This window comes from Snodgrassella sp. ESL0323 (genome assembly GCF_013346865.1).
Lineage (GTDB): Bacteria > Pseudomonadota > Gammaproteobacteria > Burkholderiales > Neisseriaceae > Snodgrassella > Snodgrassella alvi.
Map to the genome: position 1 here is coordinate 83,908 of NZ_JAAEDT010000019.1, position 21,039 is coordinate 104,946.

Here is a 21,039-nt window from a genome sequence, read left to right on the forward strand (position 1 = left end):
GTTGCTATGATTAATGAACAAAAAATTCTATAGAAACTCACACATAAGGGATTGGCTAAAGTTGACGTTAAGACTAAACTGCTCTCCCCGATCATTACAAGAGGTAAATAAATGCGTAAACAGTTTTCTGCCAATACCGCAATGACACTGGCTGCATTGGGTATTGTTTACGGCGACATTGGAACCAGTCCTCTGTATGCCTTAAAAGAAAGCTTCCGCGCTTCTACAATCGCTCCCACAGAAGCTAATGTATTGGGCTTTGTTTCTTTGATTGTATGGTCATTACTCCTGATCGTTACTCTGAAATATGTTCTGTTTATTCTACGAGCCGACAATAATGGTGAAGGCGGCGTTGTTGTACTGATGCAGCAGGCAATGCAGCATCTTAAGGGTAAACCCGTATGGATTGTGATGATGATGGGGCTTACTGGCACCGCCCTTTTTTACGGTGATGCCATGATTACACCAGCCGTATCGGTTTTATCCGCTGCAGAGGGATTAACGGTAATCAGTGAAAGCTTCCGCTCTTATGTTATGCCTATAGCATTGATTATCCTGTTCGGACTTTTTTTAATTCAAAAAAAAGGTACACACAAAATCGGTACACTGTTTGGTCCGATTATGCTGATTTGGTTTAGCGCTATTGCACTGATAGGTTTGTATCAGATAGTTCAGGCTCCGAAAATTATTCTTGCTTTCAGCCCTTTCTATGCAATTAATTTTGCCATTAATCATGGCTGGGACGGTTTTATCGGACTAGGCTGCGTTGTACTGGCTGTAACCGGTGCAGAAGCCCTCTATGCCGATATGGGACATTTTGGCCGTAAACCAATCCAGACAGCATGGATAAAAATTGTTTTACCTAGTCTAATTATCAATTATCTGGGTCAGGGTGCCCTGATTCTGCATAATCCGAATGCAATTAATAACCCGTTTTTTCTCAGTGCACCGCACTGGCTATTAATTCCATTAATTATTCTGGCTACTTTTGCAACTATTATTGCCAGTCAGGCCGTTATTGCCGGAGCCTACTCACTTACCCGTCAGGCAATACAGCTTGGCTTTGCCCCGCGCATGAATATTATCCATACCAATAATGAAGAAGTTGGTCAGATTTACCTGCCGTTGGTTAACTGGCTGTTACTGGTAGCAGTTACATTAGTAGTACTGGCTTTTCATGACTCAGAACATCTGGCTTCAGCTTACGGTATTGCGGTTACGGGTACCATGGTTATTACCTCATGTCTGTTCTGCGTAGTAATGATTAAAAACTGGCGCTGGCCAATCCCGCTTGCCTTACTGCTTACTTCGGTTTTCCTGTGTTTTGATCTGGTTTTCTTCAGCAGTAACCTACTAAAACTAATTCATGGTGGCTGGTTCCCGGTAATGGTAGCCCTGATTGTGGTTACATTATTCTCAACATGGCGTCGCGGACAGGCACAATTGCTTCAGGCACAGCAAAATCAGGAATTTTCATTGGATAATTTTGTTGAAAACCTGAACGACTACCCTCCTCAGATTGTTTCCGGCAATGCAGTATTCATGGTTTCCGACCCGTTCAGCATTCCGCGAGCACTCCTGCATAATCTGAAACACAATAAAGTACTGCATAGCTATAATGTATTACTCAGCGTCAAAACCAAAGAAATACCCTATGTAGCCGATAATGACCGTATTGCCATGAAACAGATTGGTCCCCGTTTTACCAGAGTCATCGCCAATTATGGTTTTCAAGAAACAGCCAATATCACCCATATTCTGAAATTGATGGCTGAACAAGGGATTAAACTTGACACCATGGATACCTCATTTTTTCTGTCGCACGACAGCATTGTTGTTGCCGCCAAAACCAAACATGGCAATATGGGGCGGTTACGTGCACGCCTTTTCAAATGGTTATATAAAAACAGTGCTTCAGCCGGTAATTACTATCATATACCGGCTAACCGCGTCGTCGAACTCGGCGCTCAGGTCGTGATTTAACGACATAGCAATTGCAAAAAATTTATGAAAGATCCATATGAGTATTAAAATCGGCATAGTCGGAGCCACAGGTTATACTGGTGTAGAACTATTACGTTTACTGGCACAGCATCCGGAAGCTGAAATCATCACCGTTACCAGCCGCAGCGCTGCCGGAACAACGCTGAGCGATTATTTTCCAAGTTTACGCGGCATCTATGATCATTTGATTTTCCAACATCCCGATCATGCTGACTTAAGTAAATGTGACCTAGTATTTTTTGCGACACCTAACGGTGTAGCCATGCATGAGGCTCCAATATTACTGACACAGGGAGTTAAAGTAATCGACCTGTCTGCAGATTACCGTATCAAAGATGTAGCAGTCTGGCAAAAATGGTATCCGTTTACTCATGCCAGTCCCGAATGGATCACAAAAGCTGTTTATGGTTTGGCGGAACTGAACCGTACTGCCATTACTCAGGCGCAGCTGGTAGCCAATCCTGGCTGCTATCCGACTTGTGTCAGCCTGCCTTTGTTACCTTTATTGCAGCAACAATGTCTGATTCATAACATGCCGCTTATTGCCGATTGTAAATCAGGAGTATCTGGTGCTGGTCGCAAAGCAAATACTGGTAACCTTTTTGCAGAATGCAGCGATAATTTCAAAGCCTATGGTATCAGCGGACACAGACATTTACCGGAAATCAGACAAACACTGAATCTTTTACAACCAGATTCAGGTAACAGTCTGGTGTTTGTACCTCATCTGACACCCTTGATTCGCGGCATGCATGCCACCATATATATTCAGGTAAAAGAAGGTTGCAACCCATATCAGTTGATTGCCGATTATTATCAATCCAGCCCGTTTATTGATGTCATGCCTGTTGGCAGCACGCCTGAAACCCGCTCAGTCCGCGGAGCAAATCTCTGTCGCATCAGTATACAACCTGCGCCGCAGAATAATACCTGGATTATTCTTTCTGTAATTGATAATCTGGTAAAAGGTGCAGCCGGACAAGCTGTACAGAATATGAATATCATGTTCGGGTTTGATGAAAAAAGCGGATTAAATCTTATTCCTCTCTTGCCATAACCGTTCAGCAGGATAGACAATCAAGTATGCACATATTATTAAAAGGACTACACCATGTCAGAAACCGATATTGAAACACCGATTATCTTTACTGAAAGTTGTTGTACCAAAGTAAAAGATTTAATTGCAGAAGAAAACAATCCAGACCTGAAACTGCGCGTATTCGTGACAGGTGGGGGATGCTCAGGTTTCCAGTACGGTTTTACTTTTGATGAAATCGTTAATGATGATGATTTTGAAATCCAGAAAGATGGCTTAACATTTCTGATTGATCCAATGAGTTATCAGTATCTGGTTGGTGCAGAAATCGATTATTCTGAAAGTCTGCACGGTTCACAATTTGTTATCCGCAACCCTAACGCAACTACTACCTGTGGCTGTGGCTCGTCTTTCTCTGTTTAAGTGAATCGACTATATAGCAAAATTTCTTTAATCAAACAACTGAATTAATTTTCTAAACCAGCCAAAGCAGGCTGGTTTATTTATGGGCAACAACTAGCGATAACCAAAAATTGTTCACTTTAAAACTCAATGCATTAAAAATTTCACACAATATTAAAAAATAATTTCCATTTACAATAAAACATAAAATAACAAAATATTAACATCATATTTTATTCAAAAGCCTATAATCATCCGGGTAGCCGAAAGCAGTAAAGGCCTTTTTTAATAACAAATTAACAAGGAGCTTTACCATGAACCATGATATAAAAAAATGCCCGGTAACCCATCTCACAACAGATCAGGGGGCGCCAGTCTCTGATAATCAGAATAGTCTCACAGCCGGACCACGCGGTCCTTTACTGGCTCAGGATTTATGGCTGAACGAAAGACTGGCCAATTTTGTCCGCGAAGTTATTCCTGAACGTCGGATGCATGCTAAAGGCTCAGGTGCATTTGGTACTTTCACAGTTACCCACGATATAACCCAATATACATGTGCCAAACTATTCAGCCAGATTGGCAAAAAAACCGAAATGTTTGTACGCTTTTCTGAAGTAGCAGCTGAACGCGGTGGTGGCGATGCTGAGCGCGATATCCGTGGCTTTGCCATGCGCTTTTATACCGAGCAGGGCAATTGGGATCTGGTAGGCAATAATACACCTGTATTTTTTCTGCGAGATCCGCGTAAATTTCCAGACCTTAATAAAGCCGTCAAACGCGACCCGCGTACCAATCTGCGCAGCCCTACTTATAACTGGGACTACTGGACTTTACTGCCGGAATCATTTCATCAGGTAACCATTACCATGTCCGACAGAGGCATACCGGCCAGTTACCGGCATATGCATGGTTTCGGTTCACATACATTTAGTTTCATTAACGCTAATAAAGAACGCTTCTGGGTTAAATTTCACTTCCGCACTCAACAGGGAATTAAAAACCTTACCGATGAAGAAGCCGCCACTATTATGGGACAAGATCGCGACAGCCATCAGCGCGATCTTTACAATGCTATCGAATCCGGTAATTTTCCTAAATGGACAATGTATATCCAAATCATGCCGGAAACCGATGCAGAAAAAGTACCCTATCATCCGTTTGATTTATCTAAAGTATGGCCGCATGGCGATTATCCGCTTATCGAGGTGGGCGAATTCGAACTAAACCGCAACCCGGATAACTATTATCTTGACGTTGAACAGGCTGCTTTCGCTCCTAGCAATCTGGTGCCGGGAATCAGCGTTTCTCCTGACAAAGTATTACAGGCACGCCTGTATAATTACGCAGACGCTGCCCGCTACCGTGTAGGGGTCAATCATCATCAGATACCCGTTAATAAAGCACGCTGTCCCGTTTTCAGTAACCATCGTGATGGTACAACCCGGGTAGATGACAATTATGGAAGTCTGCCCCATTACGAGCCTAACAGCTTCCATCAATGGCAGGAACAGCCTGAATTTCGCGAACCTCCGCTCAAAATACATGGTGATGCTGATTTCTGGAATTTCCACGAAGACGATAAAGACTATTTCAGCCAGCCCCGCGCCTTGTTTAACTTAATGAATGATAACCAAAAGCAAGTACTGTTTGAAAATACAGCACGGGCTATGGGTGATGCACCTGACTTTATCAAATACAGACATATTCGTAACTGCAATGCCTGCCATCCGGACTATGGTGCAGGTGTAGCCAAAGCACTGAGTATGACAGTAGAAGCAGCCATAGCAGCACGCAGTAGTGACCCGGCACAGGGATGCGCTGTTTTGATTTAAACTTAATCATTAATTGATAAAAATCCTTAAACAATAACGTTTAAGGATTTTTATATAGAAATATAATTTCGTTAGATAATTATTAAAATTTAAATATTAATTAACCAGAATTTATAAAAAATTAAAATAATTTAATTAGAAAATATCCTATATAAAACAGATTTCAATCATAAAATTTTCGTTATTTAATTATTTTCAATTTGTTTATATACGCTAGTTTTATATCACTTGCATACATAAATTCAGAATAATTGAAATCTATATTTTCACTATTCTCCAAAGATTTATACAATTCGATAATTTTTCTTTTGAATTTGCAATGATTAATAAAGTGGTTAAAAAATTGTTCTGCTTTTTCTTTTGGTGCAAATCGAATCATAAAACCAAGCGGGCGTAAAGAATCATCAACATATTTATTGAATTGCTGTCCGTTTACTGCCAAAAAATCAATTACCGAGGTTTTTTCTTCAAATAGATCAAATATAGGTAAAGCATAATTGTTTAATAATTCCGCAATTTCTTCAATGTACTTTTCGCGGCTGAATCCTGCTAAATTCCAAGATTTTAATGTTTTGTAAGGAGTGATATTCCCTAAATGTTCAGCCACAACAATTCCGCTACTGTACGAGTTATTTGTTTGTTCAATTATCCATTCTTTCAATTGTTTTGAGTAAACATTTATGTGGGGTAGAATTGAAATATGAGAATTTGTGTTTCTGAAACTGGACTGAAATACTATTTCATAAACTATATCTTTATTTTTAGACTTTTTTTTGAGTATCTGACCTTTTTGGATTGCATTAAAATGTTTATCCTGTAATAAATCTGCTATTTTATTACAAGATTCAATAAAAATATTTCTTATCTCTTTCATATTAATATTTTTGCATATCTGATACACTCAATCATACAATTTACATTGTATACTTCACAAGATTGCCTAATCTTCAAAAATATTAAATTTTTTAAATATAAATATTGTACTTATTTGAGGCCGCAGATTATAGAATAATGACAGCAAACTTTAAATTAAAGATGGCAGCTAACCTCTGATCAGATTATGAAAACACAATCATTAGCTATAAATTAGTTGCAAACTTGGTTTACTCTGGATGTCCAATCGCAGACCATATTGCGCGAACACTAGGCTCAGTTACAGGTAAGCAAACTTGAATCAAATAAAGCCATTCAGTATCATTTAATTGATAACTACAAGACTGATAATGATATTTGCTCATCTCATTGCAATAAGCCATCCATTAATCTTTTTAGCAAATATCAATAGCTATATATATCATTATCAGGATATATAATCTATTTTTAAATTAATTTAAATATTAACGCTTTTCCTGTCGTCGAATCAGATAAACAGCCAGACATAAAAAAAATAGTGTGGGTAAAAATGCAGCAATTACTGACGGTATACCATATAACTGGCTGGTAAATCCAAATAATCTTCCTGAAAAATGGAATAGTAGCCCTAAACAAATTCCATAAAACAGTTTTAATCCCATATTGCCGTGTCGGTTTTGTTGAGGTGTAAATGCCAGCGCGACTAAAGCCATAACCATACAAGCCAGCGGATAAACAATTTTACGCCACCAGGCAAGCTCATAGCGAGTTGTCTGCTGATGATTATGCTTCAAATGCTTAATGTAAGTTGAAAGTGCAATAATCGACATTTGCTCCGGTGCTACCAGCAATATATTAAGAAGCTGGTGATTAATCGATATATGCCAATCCAGATTTTCTATATGATTGGCAGTTATCTGATTTTTCTCTAAAATAGATTGATTTACCTGATATAAATGCCACTTAGATTTTTTACTTTCCGAAGTATGAATATCTACTTTCGCACTAGCAGCATTTAATATCTCTATCAGCTGAAATTGTTCATTATGACGAAAAATAGTGATATTTTTTAAACTACCATCAGGTAACATTTCAGCTACATTGACAATATCTTTTCCCTGTTTTAACCAGATACCGCTATCTCCGGCACTAATACTGTTTTGTCGCGCATGTAACCGATATTGTTCCGCATAGGGGCCTGTTTTAGGCACTACATACTCACCCAGTAATGCAGCAATAACAGCAAAAAATAAGCCAAACTGCAACATCATACCGATAATGCCGGTTAAACTAATACCGGATGTTCTGATTACAGTAAATTCACTATTGCTGGCCATCTGACTAAGACAAACCAGTCCTCCGACAAGCACTGCCAGCGGCATAAGCTCATAAGCATGTGTCGGAATCAGCATAAGAACATAATACAGCATCTTATTAGCAGTATAACGCCCGTCGCCAACATGGCTGATTTCACCCATGATATCGAAAAAACTATATAAGCTAATTAATGCCAGTAATGCATATAAAGTATAAACCGTCATTTGACTGATGACATAACGATTAAGCAAACGCATCAGGATCGACCTTTCATCAATGACGTAAATGTCGTTTTGAAGGATGCGGATGGCCGGTCACGCCATCGTAACAAAAATACGAACAACAAAAACATTATCAGATGCATGGGAAATAAACCCAGCCAGAAAGGGATATGACCATTTTCTACCAGATCGCGTATAAAAGTCAGACCATTCTGATAAACTAAAAATACAGCAATAGCAATCAGAATATTGTATGTATGCCCCGTACGAGGATTAAAATAGGATAATGGCAAAGCCATTAAAGCAAGTATTACCACGCTGATTGGCAAAGATAAACGCCACATCAGCTCAGCTTTATAAATAGGTTTGTCGCTGGCAAATAAAGCAGTTGTAGGAATCGTATGCCGGTTCTGTTTGGGATCAATAACTGTTGTATTAACACTGATTACCAATGTCATTTTTTGAAATGAAGCTCTTTGATAGTTAGCCTGACCGGGCAGACCATTGTAGTGAAAACCATCTTCAAGAGTAAGAATACGTTTTTCACCATCCTGTTTAAACTCGCCTTTTTTAGCAAAAATCGTGGTTTCCTTGCCATTTTTTTCTTTTTCCCGGACAAAAAGATTACTGGCAAGACCACTATCAGGATCAAATGATTCAATAAAATAAACGCGCGGATGGTTTTTACCTATTTCCCGAAATACACCCGGCTCCAATAATGACATTTCCTGTTTCTGTTTCAGCAATTCGGCAAATTCCCTACTACGCCACTCTGCCCATGGCTGAATCAGCATGGAAACGATGGCAACCAGAACAGCAAACGGAATTGCAAATTTCATTAATGGAATAATCCAGTTTTTCAATGACAATCCGCTGGATAACCAGATAACCATTTCGCTATCACGCCAGTAACGGGTAAGTACAGTAATAATGCTGATATAGGCTGTGAGAATAAGCAGTACCGGAGTCAGACCAATTGTCCAGAATCCGATTAACGCTGATACAGCATCAATAGCCACACGACCATTGGCAGCGCGACCCAGCAGATTAATTGCTTGTGTAGCCACCAGCACAATCAACAAAACCATGAATATGCCTACGGCAGCCCATGATAATTCTTTAATAAATTGGCGTTGATAAATCATAAGATAGTTAAACACATTTGCAACTGTCCGTACTTTAACGACAGCCTGCGTTACAATAGGGGCATCCTGATCAGCTTAACGCATGATACGTCCAGAGTATATACAACGCCCTCATAATGGGAGAGGAAAAGATGGAATTTAGCATAAAAGCCGAACAATTGCAGCCGCAAAACAACAGTTCGTTATTATTTGTATATTGCAAAGAAAGCAAACCAGAACATCATATAGCTAATACTTTGCTAACTCAATTACAACAGCAGCAAAAGGATTTTATTGCTACACACACAGTAAAAGATGAATTTTTACAGGCTTTAGCTGTAGTAAGCATTGATAAAGATGATTATGCCAACATTCAGAAACTGACTTCAACTGTTGCCAGCTGGGCAAAAGAGCAGCAGTTACTCAATGTAGATTTGAGTAAGCTGCCGCAAGCTCTGGCTCAGAAATGGGTACAGGCATTTACTATTGCTGTTGGTGAGGCAGTTTATTGTTTCGATAAATTTAAAAAGGATTCAAAACCTGTATTACTTGAAAAAATCAATTATCAAACAGATCACGCTGTCAGTACCTATTTCAGTAAAGCCGAAGCTATTATCTATGGTATGAATATCTGTAAAGATTTAGGTAATGCACCGGGAAATATCTGTACTCCGGCATATCTTGCTTCTTCTGCTGCCAAAATTGCCAATGATTTAGGTGCCAGTGCACGCATCATAAATGAAACTGAAATACAGGAAATGGGTATGAATGCTTTACTGTCTGTTGCACAGGGAAGCTCAGCCGGAGCTTATCTTATTGAATTGCAATACCATGGGTCTCCGGATACTGAAGATAAGCCTGTAGTTTTGGTTGGAAAGGGTATTACTTTTGATTCTGGCGGTATTTCTCTTAAACCGGGTGCTGCCATGGATGAAATGAAATTTGATATGTGTGGAGCGGCTTCGGTTATTGGTACTTTTGCAGCGGCAGTAAAACTCAAACTACCAATAAACCTCGTTGCAATAGTCCCGACCTGCGAAAATATGCCTTCCGGCAATGCGGTTAAACCAGGTGATATTGTTCGTGCCATGAATGGTTTAAATATTGAAGTTTTGAATACTGATGCAGAAGGCAGACTGATATTATGTGATGCACTTACCTATGCTGAACGCTTCCAGCCTAAAGCAGTTATCGATGTTGCTACTCTTACCGGAGCCTGTATTATTGCTTTAGGACATGTTGCACAAGGTATATTAGGTAATAATCAGCAATTAATAGATCAGTTACTACAGGCAGCAGACAGCATTAATGATAAAACATGGCAACTACCTTTATTTGATGAATACAAAGAGCAGCTAAAATCCAATTTTGGTGATTTACAAAATATAGGTGGTCGCCCTGCCGGAACAATTACTGCTGCAGCCTTTTTGTCATACTTCACTGAATCCTATTGCTGGGTTCATCTTGATATTGCCGGTACAGCATGGCAGTCTGGTAATAATAAAGGTGCAACAGGCCGCCCTGTTCCGCTTTTAATTGAGTATCTGATTTTGCAATCCTGAATTTAAAATGATATGGCCACTACTACTTTTTATACTCACATTACTGACCCCGTTTCATTTACATGTCGCCTGACGCAAAAAGTATTTAAAAGTGGTTCAAATATTTTAATTTGGTGTGATGATGTAAGCCGTGTTAATCAGCTGGATCATGCTTTATGGTCATTTCAGCCTGCAAGTTTTATCCCGCATGAAGTCTGGACACCACAACACCAACAATTATTTGATTTACAAGCTGTATTACTGGCTTATGGCGAGGATTTACCAGTAATAGAAAAAGATTATGTTGTTATTAATCTGGCGGATGCTTACTGGTGTAATGCCCCCCGGAAACCAGAACGAGTATTAGAACTGGTCAGGAATGATCTGGATGAAATTGCAACTGCACGGCAACGTTTTCGCACCTATCGTAGTGCCGGATTTAAAGTTGAGCATTTCGATATGCGTACGTAAGGCTGAAACTATCATTTATAAAAAAACGGGTTATCAGTTAACCCGCTTTTTTATACTTCTTATCTTATTAATTTTTCGACAATACGTGCTAAAGGTGTATCTGCAACCGGTTGCGGAAGCAGATTTTGCAAAGAACGACTGTCCAGAATACCGAACTCAGGTCTTCTGGCCGCTGACTGGTAATCAGCAGTAGCAATATGTTCAACCTTAACGTGTTTGTAACGTTCGTCAATTTTTGCAGCTTCAGCAAAAATACGCTGAGCAAATTCTGCCCAACTCATTTGCTGACTTCCTGCAAAATGTAATAAACCACGCGGAGAATGAGTTAAGGCAGTAAGACGTATAATGACCTCAGCCAAGTCTCCGGCATAAGTCGGACAACCAATCTGATCGTCAACTACTCTCAGACTAGGCGTTTCTAACCCTTTTTCCAACATAGTTTTTACAAAATTAGAGCCATACTCACTATAAACCCATGAAGTACGGACAATAACGGTATCCACATGGGCATTTAAAGCCAGTAGTTCACCAGCCAGCTTACTGTGCCCGTATACACTCAATGGATTAGGTGCCATGTTTTCCGAAAGAATCACATGGTGATGACCATCAAATACCTGCTCAGTCGATATATGAATCAGACGTGCGCCAATTGACTGAGCTGCCTGAGCCAGATTCAGTGTTCCAGTTGCATTTATTGCAAAGGCTTTATCTATGTCCGTTTCAGCAGCATCAACTTTTGTATACCCTGCTGCATTAATAATCACATCCGGTTCAAAAGTTTTCACCATATTGAGCACATTATGTGCATCCGTAATATTCAGTGTCTGCGAGTCACTGGCAATTAACTCCCAGCTATCTGGTAATCTGTCTCTTAAACAACTACCTACCTGCCCTTTTGAACCTGTTAATAAAATACGCATGGCGAAACCTTTGTTTTAAATTGCCAATAGAAAAATTAATATATCCACAACAATAATGCTAACACGCTCATTAAAAATCAAACCTGCTTACATGCGATAGATTCATTGTTACATATTGAAAATTTATTTTCAGCACTAAATAGCTTTTCAATCAGAAATATTAATTTGAAAATTCAGGCTAATTATGATTCTGAATCAGCTTTACCCGCCAACCATTCAGCACTTTCACGATGACGCAATAACCAGCGACAATCCTGCCCAAATATTTTTACATCAACTGTCTGCCACTCCGGCTCTGTTAAAGCCTGTGGATTTTCCGCCAGTTCGATAGCATTGCGCGCAGTAGCTCCCAGTATCTTGGGAGCCTGATAATAAATAATTTCATCAACCGCATTAGCGGTTAACAATGCCGAATTCAAAATAGAGCCTGCTTCCACCAATACTGAACCAATATCACGTTGAGCCAGAATTGGCCAAAGTTCTTGTAAATTAATCTGTCCTCGCTGATTTGCCGGTACAGTAAGCACAGAAACATGCGAATAAGATGCAAAAATAGCCTTTTTAGCACTGTCATCAATAGTAGTAATAACCAATGTAGGACTATTTGTATCCTGAATTACCTGATATTCCGGCGTAAGACGTAAGTGGCTATCCAGAATAATACGTAACGGTTGTCTTAATGTCGAAAAACGACGTACATTTAACAGAGGGTCATCTGCCAGTATAGTATTGATGCCGGTTAATATGGCACAACTTTCAGCACGTAAAGTCTGTACATCATTACGTGCTTCCTCACCAGTTATCCACTGGCTCAAACCATTGCTCAGAGCTGTTTTGCTATCCAGACTTGCGGCTATTTTCAACCTGATATAAGGCTTATGTCTTTCCTGCCTGGATAAAAAACCTGAATTCAGTTCACGTGCCTGTTGTGTAAACAGACCACTGTCGACCTGTATACCTGCCTTTCGCAACATATTTAATCCATTGCCTTTCACTAATGGATTAGGATCACTCATAGCAACAACAACCCGCTTAATCTGTGCATCAATCAATGCCTGAGCACATGGACCTGTCCGCCCTGTATGACTGCATGGTTCTAAAGTAACATAGGCAGTTGCAGCTTTTGCCCAATTTCCGGCCTGACGTAATGCATGTATTTCAGCATGTGGCTTTCCTGCACAAACATGGAATCCCTGACCAACAATTTGCTCCCCGTAAGTGATCAAGCAACCAACTCTCGGATTAGGGCTGGTAGAAAACCGCCCTTGCCAGGCTAGCTCAAGGGCGGTTTGCATAAATTTTGTATCAAGCTCAGAAAAGCTCATATTTTAACTATTCTGTACATTTATGGTTTTTAAAGTACCTGCAAGTTCAGCATAATCAGCACTCTCACTGCTGGCGCAAACTGAATACAGGTTATTGTCTCCAATCAGGGCAACACAGCTTTCATTTAACAAGCTACCATTTTGCTGATGACTGAAACGATAATTCATACGGTTTTCAGTAGCAACACCTACCTTAATATCACTAATATTTTTATTATTTTGAAGGCTGTCAGCAAGATTTTTGAAATATTCATCCGGCTTAATCTTTATTGTACCCAAATTATTTACTGCTAAAGTAATATTACTATTTTCATCATGCTGTAACAAAGTCAGACTATTTAACTCTTCCTGATCTACCCAATCTGTTGCACTGTCCATTACATCAGCAAAACTTCCATTAACTACAATGCTGAGTTTATCATCTTTACTCGTCAGAGTCTGAGTAACCGGAGTTTCAGCGGCAGATGTCGCGCTGCTGCTGGCAGCCTGAACATCACTTGCATCTATCGTTACAGAAGTATCATCTTTTTTACAAGCAGATAAACTAAGTAAAGTAATTATTACATACAACCATATACGAGATTTCAACATGATATATTTAAGCTTTCATGATAAGGCACAATAGTTACAAAGTATAACAAGAATTAGTAGCGAATGCAGTGAACTGTGTAAACTATTTTAACTGAATGAAACCTAATCTGTTTTTTTTAAAGCTGCAATTAATTGAGTGAATTCTGAAACATCATGAAAACTTTTATACACCGAAGCAAAGCGTACATAAGCAACTTCATCCAGTTTGGCCAGTAAACTTAGAACCATATCACCAATCATATAACTAGGAACTTCTTTGACACCCATGTGATATAGATTAGTTTCTATTTCTGCTACCGCATTTTCAATACTTTCCCGATCCATCGGTCGTTTGTGTAATGCCCTACTGATACTGGTATATAACTTGGCCGGATCAAATAATACCTTTTCTCCAGTACGTTTGATAATCAATGGCATACGCATTTCCACTACTTCAAGCGTACTAAAACGACAGTCACAGGCCAGACAGCGACGGCGACGGCGAATACTATTATTACCTTCGCTCAGACGCGTATCTATTACCTGTGTATTGTTATGCTGGCAAAAAGGACATTTCATATAAATACAAAATAATATTAAATTGAAGAGCTATTGTGGCAGGCAGTACTATAAGTAGCAAGCTTCTTTATTTGTCAGATTAAAATAATTTAATCCACAAAATTGAATTATCCACCTGTACACAAAATTCAGCGCAAAACTTTAGGTAAAATATGGGGATAACTCAACTATATAACTGATTTTTTTTATTTATTTTTTATTGCTTAAAAAATAAGCAATTTATGTTATTAAATCATTTAAGCTTATTCTAAAAATAATTATTTAACTGATAATCAATAGTTTATTTCATAAAAAAATAATACACAGCCAAAATTTTTATCGCAAAAAATTCGTAATCAGAATTATTCATTTAATACCAGATTGTTCAGTATTAGAAAATGAATCAAAATATATTTGATCCGGGTAAACTGTTTAAATTAGTCAAATCAATAATTACAAATAAGAATATATTTCTTGATTCTGCCGGCTTATCTGCCTCAAATAATCATTTTCTATATTTGACATGTAATTAAGCTAAATTGTTTTAACATATCATCTCATTTATTCAATTAAATATTTACGCATCAGTAAGCAGTTCACCGTAACCTGATCATTAAGAGGTAAAGCACATTCACCCAATGAAGCATAGCCATTAATTTCATAAAATTTTACCGAATTGAGTGAAGCATATAACTTCAGCATTCCCAGACCTGTACGACAGGCAATGTCTTCGGCACGCTGCAACAAGGCAGTACCTAAACCCTGATTATGTACAAAAGGATGAATATATAAAGCATCCAATTGTGCTTCTACCAGATCCATCTGAAAAAAGCCTTGTATATTACCTTTATAATCAATCACCCATAAAGCTTTATTAGCATCTGCCAGTGTATGCAAATAACTTTGTATATTCAATAAAGACAACCATGCTTTTAATACTGTTTCATCATACTTACGTGCACAGGTATATTGAACAGCATAGCGATGAGCATTATAGATATGTTCACAGTCTTCCGGTCTCGCAGGACGTAAATAGGTAATAATACTCATATGATCTTTAACCAATATGACAATGCATCAATTTATCAAAGTAAGGCAGAGATTTTATATCAGCTAAACATAATTAAGCAAAACAACATCTTTTATTCAACACATGCTGGTGTTAGCATGTACAAATAAACCACACAAATATATGGAATAACATTATGAATCTAAAAATTATTTATCTAGCTGGCGGCTGTTTCTGGGGTATAGAAGGCTATTTTAAGCGTTTAAATGGCGTGATTGAAACCGAGGCCGGATATGCCAACGGGCATACTGATAACCCAATCTATGAAGAAGTATGCAAACAGGACACCGGCCATGCTGAAACGATAAAGGTTAAATATGATGCAGATATTCTTTCCTTAACTGACATTCTGCGTCATTTTTTCCGTATAGTAGATCCCACTACTCTGAATCGTCAGGCACATGATACTGGTACTCAATATCGTAGTGGTATCTACTATACTGACCCTGCTGATCATGATGTTATTCAGGCAATGATTAAAGCTGAACAAGGCCGTTATACCGCACCTATTGTGGTAGAAAACTTGCCTTTACAACAGTTTTTTCCGGCCGAAGAATATCATCAGGATTATCTGGACAAAAACCCACAAGGCTACTGTCATATTGATTTACAAAAAGCCCGGGAACCTCTGCCTGAATTGCAAACATCTCAGACTACAACAACATTATATGATACAAACGCTTTTCATAAACCTGATGCAGCCACTTTACACCAGCAGCTGAGTGAAGAAGCTTATCAAATTACTCAGAATGCAGGTACTGAGCCTCCGTATAGTCATCCGTATGATGAACTGTTTGTCCCTGGCATTTATGTAGATATTGTCAGTGGAGAGCCACTTTTCAGCTCACGGGATAAATTTAATTCCGGTTGCGGCTGGCCGGCATTCAGTCAGCCAATACAGTCGGAAGCGGTGAGTAACCATGAGGATAATAGTCATGGTATGCAACGAACCGAAGTGCGTAGTCAACAGGCAGACTCACATTTAGGACATGTATTTACAGATGGCCCGCAAGATCGCGGTGGATTACGTTATTGCATCAACGGAGCAAGTTTACGGTTTATTCCCTATGAAGAAATGGATGCAGCCGGCTATGCTGCTTATAAAGACATGGTGAAGTAACTTTTTCAGCATCGGACAACGTGTATATAAACCATCTTTGCTGTCCGATGCTGTAGTTTCCAAGAGCATGAATTACTATCAAAACATAATTAATAATTAAATATTTAAATAAAAATATAAAATTATCACAACAATTTATCCAGAGATACATTCATTAATCAATAATAAAAAATCACCTTAAAGCGCTCAAAGCGGTATCATATAAGCAACCAAATCATAACTTGTCAGGGACACCCCGTTATGCCATGGAATTTTCCGATATTGCTCACTTGGTTGCGTATCATCATCATTCCAATATTTACTTTATTATTTTATTTGCCAGCAGACTGGATTAGTGATCGCCAGATCATTAATTGGCTTGCAGCAGGCTTTTTTGCTATAGCAGCCATAACTGACTGGTTTGATGGTTATCTGGCACGTCGTTGGAAACAAACATCTAATTTTGGTGCTTTTCTTGACCCGGTTGCGGATAAACTAATGGTAGCTGTCGCTCTGATATTACTTGTAGCAACTGGCCGTACATATGCCATATTTGCCATGATTATCATCGGTCGTGAAATCACCATTTCTGCTTTACGGGAATGGATGGCTCAGCTAGGTAAACGAAATAGCGTTGCAGTAGCCAAACTGGGAAAATTTAAAACTGCGGCACAGATGGGGGCTATTTTTCTTTTATTACTTACTTCACCACCATTGGCTGAACCGAATTTGTTATGGAAACTAGGAAATATCCTCATGCTTATAGCCTGTATTCTCACCATTTGGTCAATGCTCTACTATTTAAAGATGGCAACAAAAGAATTTAAATCCTAAAAAATCATAGTGAAAGCAAAAAAAACTTTATCAGGCTGGTTAATAATCTTGACACAATTTTTTTCAACGATATAATGTTGCTTCTTCATTCAGTACGAATGAACAACGCGGGAATAGCTCAGTTGGTAGAGCGCAACCTTGCCAAGGTTGAGGTCGCGAGTTCGAGACTCGTTTCCCGCTCCAAAAACATGTTCACATGTATAAAGTGAATTTGCGGGAATAGCTCAGTTGGTAGAGCGCAACCTTGCCAAGGTTGAGGTCGCGAGTTCGAGACTCGTTTCCCGCTCCAAAACATGCTCACATGTATAAAGTGAATTTGCGGGAATAGCTCAGTTGGTAGAGCGCAACCTTGCCAAGGTTGAGGTCGCGAGTTCGAGACTCGTTTCCCGCTCCAGTTTTATAATAGTTGCTCTACCCGATTGAGTAATATATAAGGCGGGATGGCAGAGTGGTCATGCAGCGGACTGCAAATCCGTGTACGCCGGTTCGATTCCGACTCCCGCCTCCAGATTATATTAAAGTTTTATGGCGGGGTGGCAGAGTGACTATGCCACAGTGTGCAAAGCTGTGCAGGCCGGTTTAAATCCGCGCCCCCGCCTCCATACAGCATACTGATGCACAAAACGTGCATTAAAAACTACCCGCCCGGGTGGTGAAATTGGTAGACACAACGGACTTAAAATCCGTCGGCTCTTAAAACGGCCGTGCCGGTTCGATTCCGGCTCCGGGCACCATTTATTGAATCCAGATACACTTAGATGTATCTGGATTCTTTACATTTATATTTCAAGAAATACACACTTGTATATTTTGCTTCTTCAACTTCTCTGTGACATATAAAACATCAAATTGATACCTGAAATTCTATTGATGATTTTCTATCTTTACATATATTCCTATATATAAGAGCATGCTCTAATATATTTTATAAATTTTAGAAAAGCAGTAATCAAACTATACTTATTATTTTTAATAACCATGCATTTAAAAAATATGAATTTAGAGCTGGGTGAAACGTATAGGACTTTTAAAACTGACACTGAATTCGAAATAGCGATGCATCAGGCATACTTAGCCAATAGCAAAACTGATAAAGAACTACGGAGATAAAAATCCAGCAAATTTATCTAATTTATATTGGTAACAATGAAATTGGCAATATTCCAATATTAGGTAAATGTTTTATTCAATACTACTATCGTATAAACCAAAATTTTTTATAAAAATCTATATTCTCAATTATGATGAGCTATAAATTGAAATATAAATTGAGAATATAAAAATAATTTTTATTATTGCTTAACCCAATCATTATTACTCTATCTTTAGCAGCAAATCCTTATTATTAAATCATAAACCCATTGCTTCCCAAATCATTCTTTTTTTAATTAAGCCTGAATAATTCACCAGATTCAATCCTTGATTACGAACCCAGCCAATGGCAGGAAAATAGTCATTGGCAAATAATTTGAATAAACCATCACAACTATATTGCATCAGCCTTACTGCTAATAATCTTGATCGCTGATACTGTTTGAGAATAGACCATGTACCCGAATCACTAGCATTTGTCAGTAAGTTACTGAGACATTGCACATCTGCAAAACCCAGATTTACGCCTTGTCCGGCCAATGGATGGATAGTATGAGCAGCATCCCCAATCAGAGCAATTCTTTGGCTGATAATTTTTTTAGGCTGTCGCATTATCAGCTCAAAGTTGAACACAGGAGTGGTTAGTGTTAGTTCACCTAACTTTTGATTACCTGCCAAAGCAACTTCCCGTGCAAAACTTTCTTTATCCAGCTTCGTCAGACTTTCTAGGTCAGACGTCGACCATACGATAGAAATCTGCTGCTGTGGTAAAGGTAAATAAGCAAGAATATCACTACCACGAAACCACTGATAAGCACATCCATTATGTGGTTTTTCCGTGTTGAAATTAGCAACAATACCTTGTTGCTGATATGGAGAAGCGGTTACTTCAATACCAACCTGCTCACGCAACCAAGAATTAGCTCCATCCGCACCAACAACTAGCTGACTGCAATAGGTTTGACCATTTTCCAGGGTTATTTTTGCCGACCATACATCGGTAATCACAGATTGAGTGCAACTACTGACTATTGCTACCCCCTCTTCCTGCAAGGCTAGCCACAATTTTGCCAGTAAATAGCGGTTTTCAACCATAGAATTTAAACAAGGTACATTTACACTGGAGGCGTCAAAACTAATGCATCCATTACTGTCACCATAAACTTCCATATGGCGTACTTTTTGTACTCTTTCTTCCGGCCAAACGCTTAAACTATTTAAAAATTGCTGATTAGTCGGACTAATAGCATAAATACGGGCATCCCAAGACTGAGAGAGACTAATCAAATCTGTTTGAGGTGGCTTTTTTTCAATGATAAGAATCTTTTTACCTTGCCGATGTAAAGCTAAAGCTAAAGTTGCACCAACCAACCCTCCCCCTAGAATAATGACATCAAAATCATATTGTGTGTTTATGCACATTTTGCTTTCCATATCGTTTAAACAATAGTATTTATTCTAAATATCGGGATGCGGAGTTACTCCAAAAACCAGCTGCCTGGTAAACTTATGCTTCAAAGCAGGCACTGATCCCAAAATACTCATACCCATACTTTGTCCATATGCCAGCCCGCTGTGAGCATGATCAAACAGTTGTACCAGAATATGCGTAAAGCCTACAACTGCACGAGCATCATAAGTACGTATTCGTGCATATTTTCCGGCTAAAGAACTATCATTAAGAGAAATCTTATCTGTCTTACCAAATATTGCACTTAACATTTCGGCATCACGAACACCGAGATTCAATCCTTGTGCAGCAACCGGATGCATGGTTTGGGCGGCATTTCCAATACAAATTACTCTCTGACTATACACTTGGTTAAGCTGACGTAATTTCAACGGAAAAGTTGCCGGCGTTCCCATTTGCTCTAAATGACCTAATCGTTCTCCCATTACAGACTGTAACTGCTGATTAAATTCTTCTACATTCCACAGCTCTCGTTGCAGTGCTTCTTCATGAGTACATGTCCAGACCAGTCGAAAATCATTTCTATAAGGTAATAAAGCAAGTGGTCCATTTTCAGTAAAACGTTCATAGGCTATAGTATGATTGCCTGCCTCAAACTTTAGAGTATTAACTAAAGCCAGCTGCCGGTAATCATGAGTGTGTACTTTTATATTCGGCAAGCCGGCTGCCAGTTCACCTCCTTCTGCCAGAATCAGCCATTGTGCAGTTAAGTTAAGCCTTCGTTGCTGATAAAAACACTGTGCTGAAGCCCAATGAGTTGTACTTTGTACCTGTTCAACAGTTGTTTGCCATTGCACAGGTACATTGTTTTTTTGTAATGCTTTTTCACAAGCCTGTAATAATCTGACGTAATCAATCGTCGCTCCAAGATAAGGTAAACCTATATCCTGTGCTGACATCAGTACACGACCAAAATGATGCTGCCGTGAAACATGTACCTGACGGATAAAAGTCAAAATTTCATCAGGCAGATATACTCCGGCCTGCCGGAAAGTCTGGATACTATGATATGACAAAGCAAGAGTACGCTGATCATTTAGTTTACTGTCAGCAGCTCTGGCCTCCAGTACTAAAACCGATTGATTCTGCTGTTTTAACAACAAAGCAGTAAGCATGCCAACAGGGCCTGCACCGATAATAATAAACGGATAGTGTGATAATGGCTGCATAAGCAGTACTCTTAATCAAGACAGTCAAATTCTAACGTAATTTATCCATATAGAAATATAAATCTTATTTACCTGTCAGATTAAATAAAATTCTGGCTAAATTAATATGTAATTCTTTTTTCAAGCACT

17 protein-coding genes, 6 tRNA genes and 1 pseudogene are annotated in these 21,039 nt (G+C 38.9%); 14 read left to right on the forward strand and 10 right to left on the reverse strand.

Going from position 1 to position 21,039, the window contains the following annotated elements:
* Positions 1 to 111 precede the first annotated feature (111 nt).
* The 4 genes from GY065_RS07735 (at position 112) to GY065_RS07750 (ending at position 5,277) form a co-directional block, all read left to right on the forward strand.
* Positions 112 to 1,983: a potassium transporter Kup gene (locus GY065_RS07735; RefSeq protein WP_244621511.1), complete on the forward strand. Its 1,872-nt coding sequence runs from the start codon at positions 112 to 114 to the stop codon at positions 1,981 to 1,983.
* A gap of 31 nt (positions 1,984 to 2,014) precedes the next feature.
* On the forward strand, positions 2,015 to 3,061 hold the full coding sequence (gene argC, locus GY065_RS07740) for an N-acetyl-gamma-glutamyl-phosphate reductase (RefSeq protein WP_174833796.1): 1,047 nt from the start codon (positions 2,015 to 2,017) through the stop codon (positions 3,059 to 3,061).
* Positions 3,062 to 3,115: 54 nt separating this feature from the next.
* A complete protein-coding gene (gene erpA / locus GY065_RS07745) occupies positions 3,116 to 3,463 on the forward strand; it encodes an iron-sulfur cluster insertion protein ErpA (protein WP_025330995.1) in 348 nt (115 codons plus the stop codon).
* 293 nt (positions 3,464 to 3,756) lie between these two features.
* Positions 3,757 to 5,277 carry a catalase gene (locus GY065_RS07750; protein ID WP_174833692.1) on the forward strand — a complete coding sequence of 507 codons (1,521 nt, stop codon included), beginning with the start codon at positions 3,757 to 3,759 and terminating at the stop codon, positions 5,275 to 5,277.
* A 181-nt stretch (positions 5,278 to 5,458) separates the two neighbouring features.
* On the opposite strand, the gene GY065_RS07755 is transcribed toward GY065_RS07750, so the two are convergent.
* From GY065_RS07755 to lptF, 3 genes are all read right to left on the reverse strand, one after another.
* The gene (locus tag GY065_RS07755) at positions 5,459 to 6,151 is read right to left on the reverse strand and encodes a hypothetical protein (RefSeq protein WP_174833693.1); all 693 of its coding nucleotides are present in this window, start codon (positions 6,149 to 6,151) and stop codon (positions 5,459 to 5,461) included.
* A 463-nt stretch (positions 6,152 to 6,614) separates the two neighbouring features.
* The gene (gene lptG, locus GY065_RS07760) at positions 6,615 to 7,703 is read right to left on the reverse strand and encodes an LPS export ABC transporter permease LptG (protein WP_100116918.1); all 1,089 of its coding nucleotides are present in this window, start codon (positions 7,701 to 7,703) and stop codon (positions 6,615 to 6,617) included.
* Positions 7,703 to 8,812, reverse strand: a complete 1,110-nt coding sequence (gene lptF / locus GY065_RS07765; RefSeq protein WP_174833694.1) for an LPS export ABC transporter permease LptF — start codon at positions 8,810 to 8,812, stop codon at positions 7,703 to 7,705. The genes lptG and lptF overlap by 1 nt, the downstream gene beginning before the upstream one ends.
* Positions 8,813 to 8,943: 131 nt before the next feature.
* Here lptF and GY065_RS07770 point away from each other — a divergent pair, with 131 nt between their 5' ends.
* Together GY065_RS07770 and GY065_RS07775 are read left to right on the forward strand one after the other, a co-directional pair.
* Entirely contained in the window at positions 8,944 to 10,353 is a 1,410-nt protein-coding gene (locus GY065_RS07770) for a leucyl aminopeptidase (protein WP_174833695.1), read from the forward strand.
* Positions 10,354 to 10,365: 12 nt separating this feature from the next.
* Positions 10,366 to 10,803, forward strand: coding sequence for a DNA polymerase III subunit chi (locus GY065_RS07775; RefSeq protein ID WP_174833696.1), 438 nt, complete (start codon positions 10,366 to 10,368; stop codon positions 10,801 to 10,803).
* Positions 10,804 to 10,862: 59 nt separating this feature from the next.
* Here GY065_RS07775 and rfbD read toward each other — a convergent pair whose 3' ends face one another.
* The 5 genes from rfbD to GY065_RS07800 form a co-directional block, all read right to left on the reverse strand.
* Positions 10,863 to 11,723 carry a dTDP-4-dehydrorhamnose reductase gene (gene rfbD, locus GY065_RS07780; protein WP_174833697.1) on the reverse strand — a complete coding sequence of 287 codons (861 nt, stop codon included), beginning with the start codon at positions 11,721 to 11,723 and terminating at the stop codon, positions 10,863 to 10,865.
* Positions 11,724 to 11,905: 182 nt separating this feature from the next.
* The gene (ribD, locus tag GY065_RS07785; RefSeq protein WP_174833698.1) at positions 11,906 to 13,048 is read right to left on the reverse strand and encodes a bifunctional diaminohydroxyphosphoribosylaminopyrimidine deaminase/5-amino-6-(5-phosphoribosylamino)uracil reductase RibD; all 1,143 of its coding nucleotides are present in this window, start codon (positions 13,046 to 13,048) and stop codon (positions 11,906 to 11,908) included.
* Positions 13,049 to 13,051: 3 nt separating this feature from the next.
* On the reverse strand, positions 13,052 to 13,639 hold the full coding sequence (locus GY065_RS07790; protein WP_174833699.1) for a cytochrome C: 588 nt from the start codon (positions 13,637 to 13,639) through the stop codon (positions 13,052 to 13,054).
* A 102-nt stretch (positions 13,640 to 13,741) separates the two neighbouring features.
* The gene (nrdR, locus tag GY065_RS07795; protein WP_100116926.1) at positions 13,742 to 14,197 is read right to left on the reverse strand and encodes a transcriptional regulator NrdR; all 456 of its coding nucleotides are present in this window, start codon (positions 14,195 to 14,197) and stop codon (positions 13,742 to 13,744) included.
* Positions 14,198 to 14,737: 540 nt separating this feature from the next.
* On the reverse strand, positions 14,738 to 15,226 hold the full coding sequence (locus tag GY065_RS07800) for a GNAT family N-acetyltransferase (protein ID WP_100116928.1): 489 nt from the start codon (positions 15,224 to 15,226) through the stop codon (positions 14,738 to 14,740).
* A 146-nt stretch (positions 15,227 to 15,372) separates the two neighbouring features.
* On the opposite strand from GY065_RS07800, the pseudogene msrAB reads away from it, so the two are divergent.
* The 8 genes and pseudogenes from msrAB to GY065_RS07840 form a co-directional block, all read left to right on the forward strand.
* Positions 15,373 to 16,365, forward strand: a pseudogene (gene msrAB, locus GY065_RS07805) (bifunctional peptide-methionine (S)-S-oxide reductase MsrA/peptide-methionine (R)-S-oxide reductase MsrB); the annotation flags it as partial.
* 240 nt (positions 16,366 to 16,605) lie between these two features.
* The gene (pgsA, locus tag GY065_RS07810; protein ID WP_174833701.1) at positions 16,606 to 17,178 is read left to right on the forward strand and encodes a CDP-diacylglycerol--glycerol-3-phosphate 3-phosphatidyltransferase; all 573 of its coding nucleotides are present in this window, start codon (positions 16,606 to 16,608) and stop codon (positions 17,176 to 17,178) included.
* 107 nt (positions 17,179 to 17,285) lie between these two features.
* Positions 17,286 to 17,361 (forward strand) — tRNA-Gly (locus GY065_RS07815).
* Positions 17,362 to 17,391: 30 nt separating this feature from the next.
* Positions 17,392 to 17,467: transfer RNA gene (locus GY065_RS07820), tRNA-Gly, on the forward strand.
* Positions 17,468 to 17,496: 29 nt separating this feature from the next.
* Positions 17,497 to 17,572 (forward strand) — tRNA-Gly (locus GY065_RS07825).
* A gap of 40 nt (positions 17,573 to 17,612) precedes the next feature.
* Positions 17,613 to 17,686, forward strand: a tRNA-Cys gene (locus GY065_RS07830).
* 19 nt (positions 17,687 to 17,705) lie between these two features.
* A tRNA-Cys gene (locus tag GY065_RS07835) sits at positions 17,706 to 17,780 on the forward strand.
* A gap of 41 nt (positions 17,781 to 17,821) precedes the next feature.
* Positions 17,822 to 17,912, forward strand: a tRNA-Leu gene (locus GY065_RS07840).
* A 616-nt stretch (positions 17,913 to 18,528) separates the two neighbouring features.
* Here GY065_RS07840 and GY065_RS07845 read toward each other — a convergent pair.
* Together GY065_RS07845 and GY065_RS07850 are read right to left on the reverse strand one after the other, a co-directional pair.
* A complete protein-coding gene (locus GY065_RS07845; protein WP_174833702.1) occupies positions 18,529 to 19,692 on the reverse strand; it encodes an FAD-dependent monooxygenase in 1,164 nt (387 codons plus the stop codon).
* Between the two features lie 36 nt (positions 19,693 to 19,728).
* Positions 19,729 to 20,910 carry an FAD-dependent monooxygenase gene (locus tag GY065_RS07850; protein WP_174833703.1) on the reverse strand — a complete coding sequence of 394 codons (1,182 nt, stop codon included), beginning with the start codon at positions 20,908 to 20,910 and terminating at the stop codon, positions 19,729 to 19,731.
* Positions 20,911 to 21,039 lie beyond the last annotated feature (129 nt).

Bases quoted from the DNA above. Each gene is read 5' to 3' on its own strand.
- GY065_RS07735 (WP_244621511.1), top strand. From the start codon at position 112: ATGCGTAAACAGTTTTCTGCCAATACCGCAATGACACTGGCTGCATTG.
- erpA (WP_025330995.1), top strand. From the start codon at position 3,116: ATGTCAGAAACCGATATTGAAACACCGATTATCTTTACTGAAAGTTGT.
- GY065_RS07750 (WP_174833692.1), top strand. From the start codon at position 3,757: ATGAACCATGATATAAAAAAATGCCCGGTAACCCATCTCACAACAGAT.
- GY065_RS07755 (WP_174833693.1), bottom strand. From the start codon at position 6,151: ATGAAAGAGATAAGAAATATTTTTATTGAATCTTGTAATAAAATAGCA.
- lptG (WP_100116918.1), bottom strand. From the start codon at position 7,703: ATGCGTTTGCTTAATCGTTATGTCATCAGTCAAATGACGGTTTATACT.
- lptF (WP_174833694.1), bottom strand. From the start codon at position 8,812: ATGATTTATCAACGCCAATTTATTAAAGAATTATCATGGGCTGCCGTA.
- GY065_RS07770 (WP_174833695.1), top strand. From the start codon at position 8,944: ATGGAATTTAGCATAAAAGCCGAACAATTGCAGCCGCAAAACAACAGT.
- GY065_RS07775 (WP_174833696.1), top strand. From the start codon at position 10,366: ATGGCCACTACTACTTTTTATACTCACATTACTGACCCCGTTTCATTT.
- rfbD (WP_174833697.1), bottom strand. From the start codon at position 11,723: ATGCGTATTTTATTAACAGGTTCAAAAGGGCAGGTAGGTAGTTGTTTA.
- ribD (WP_174833698.1), bottom strand. From the start codon at position 13,048: ATGAGCTTTTCTGAGCTTGATACAAAATTTATGCAAACCGCCCTTGAG.
- GY065_RS07790 (WP_174833699.1), bottom strand. From the start codon at position 13,639: ATGTTGAAATCTCGTATATGGTTGTATGTAATAATTACTTTACTTAGT.
- nrdR (WP_100116926.1), bottom strand. From the start codon at position 14,197: ATGAAATGTCCTTTTTGCCAGCATAACAATACACAGGTAATAGATACG.
- GY065_RS07800 (WP_100116928.1), bottom strand. From the start codon at position 15,226: ATGAGTATTATTACCTATTTACGTCCTGCGAGACCGGAAGACTGTGAA.
- pgsA (WP_174833701.1), top strand. From the start codon at position 16,606: ATGCCATGGAATTTTCCGATATTGCTCACTTGGTTGCGTATCATCATC.
- GY065_RS07845 (WP_174833702.1), bottom strand. From the start codon at position 19,692: ATGTGCATAAACACACAATATGATTTTGATGTCATTATTCTAGGGGGA.
- GY065_RS07850 (WP_174833703.1), bottom strand. From the start codon at position 20,910: ATGCAGCCATTATCACACTATCCGTTTATTATTATCGGTGCAGGCCCT.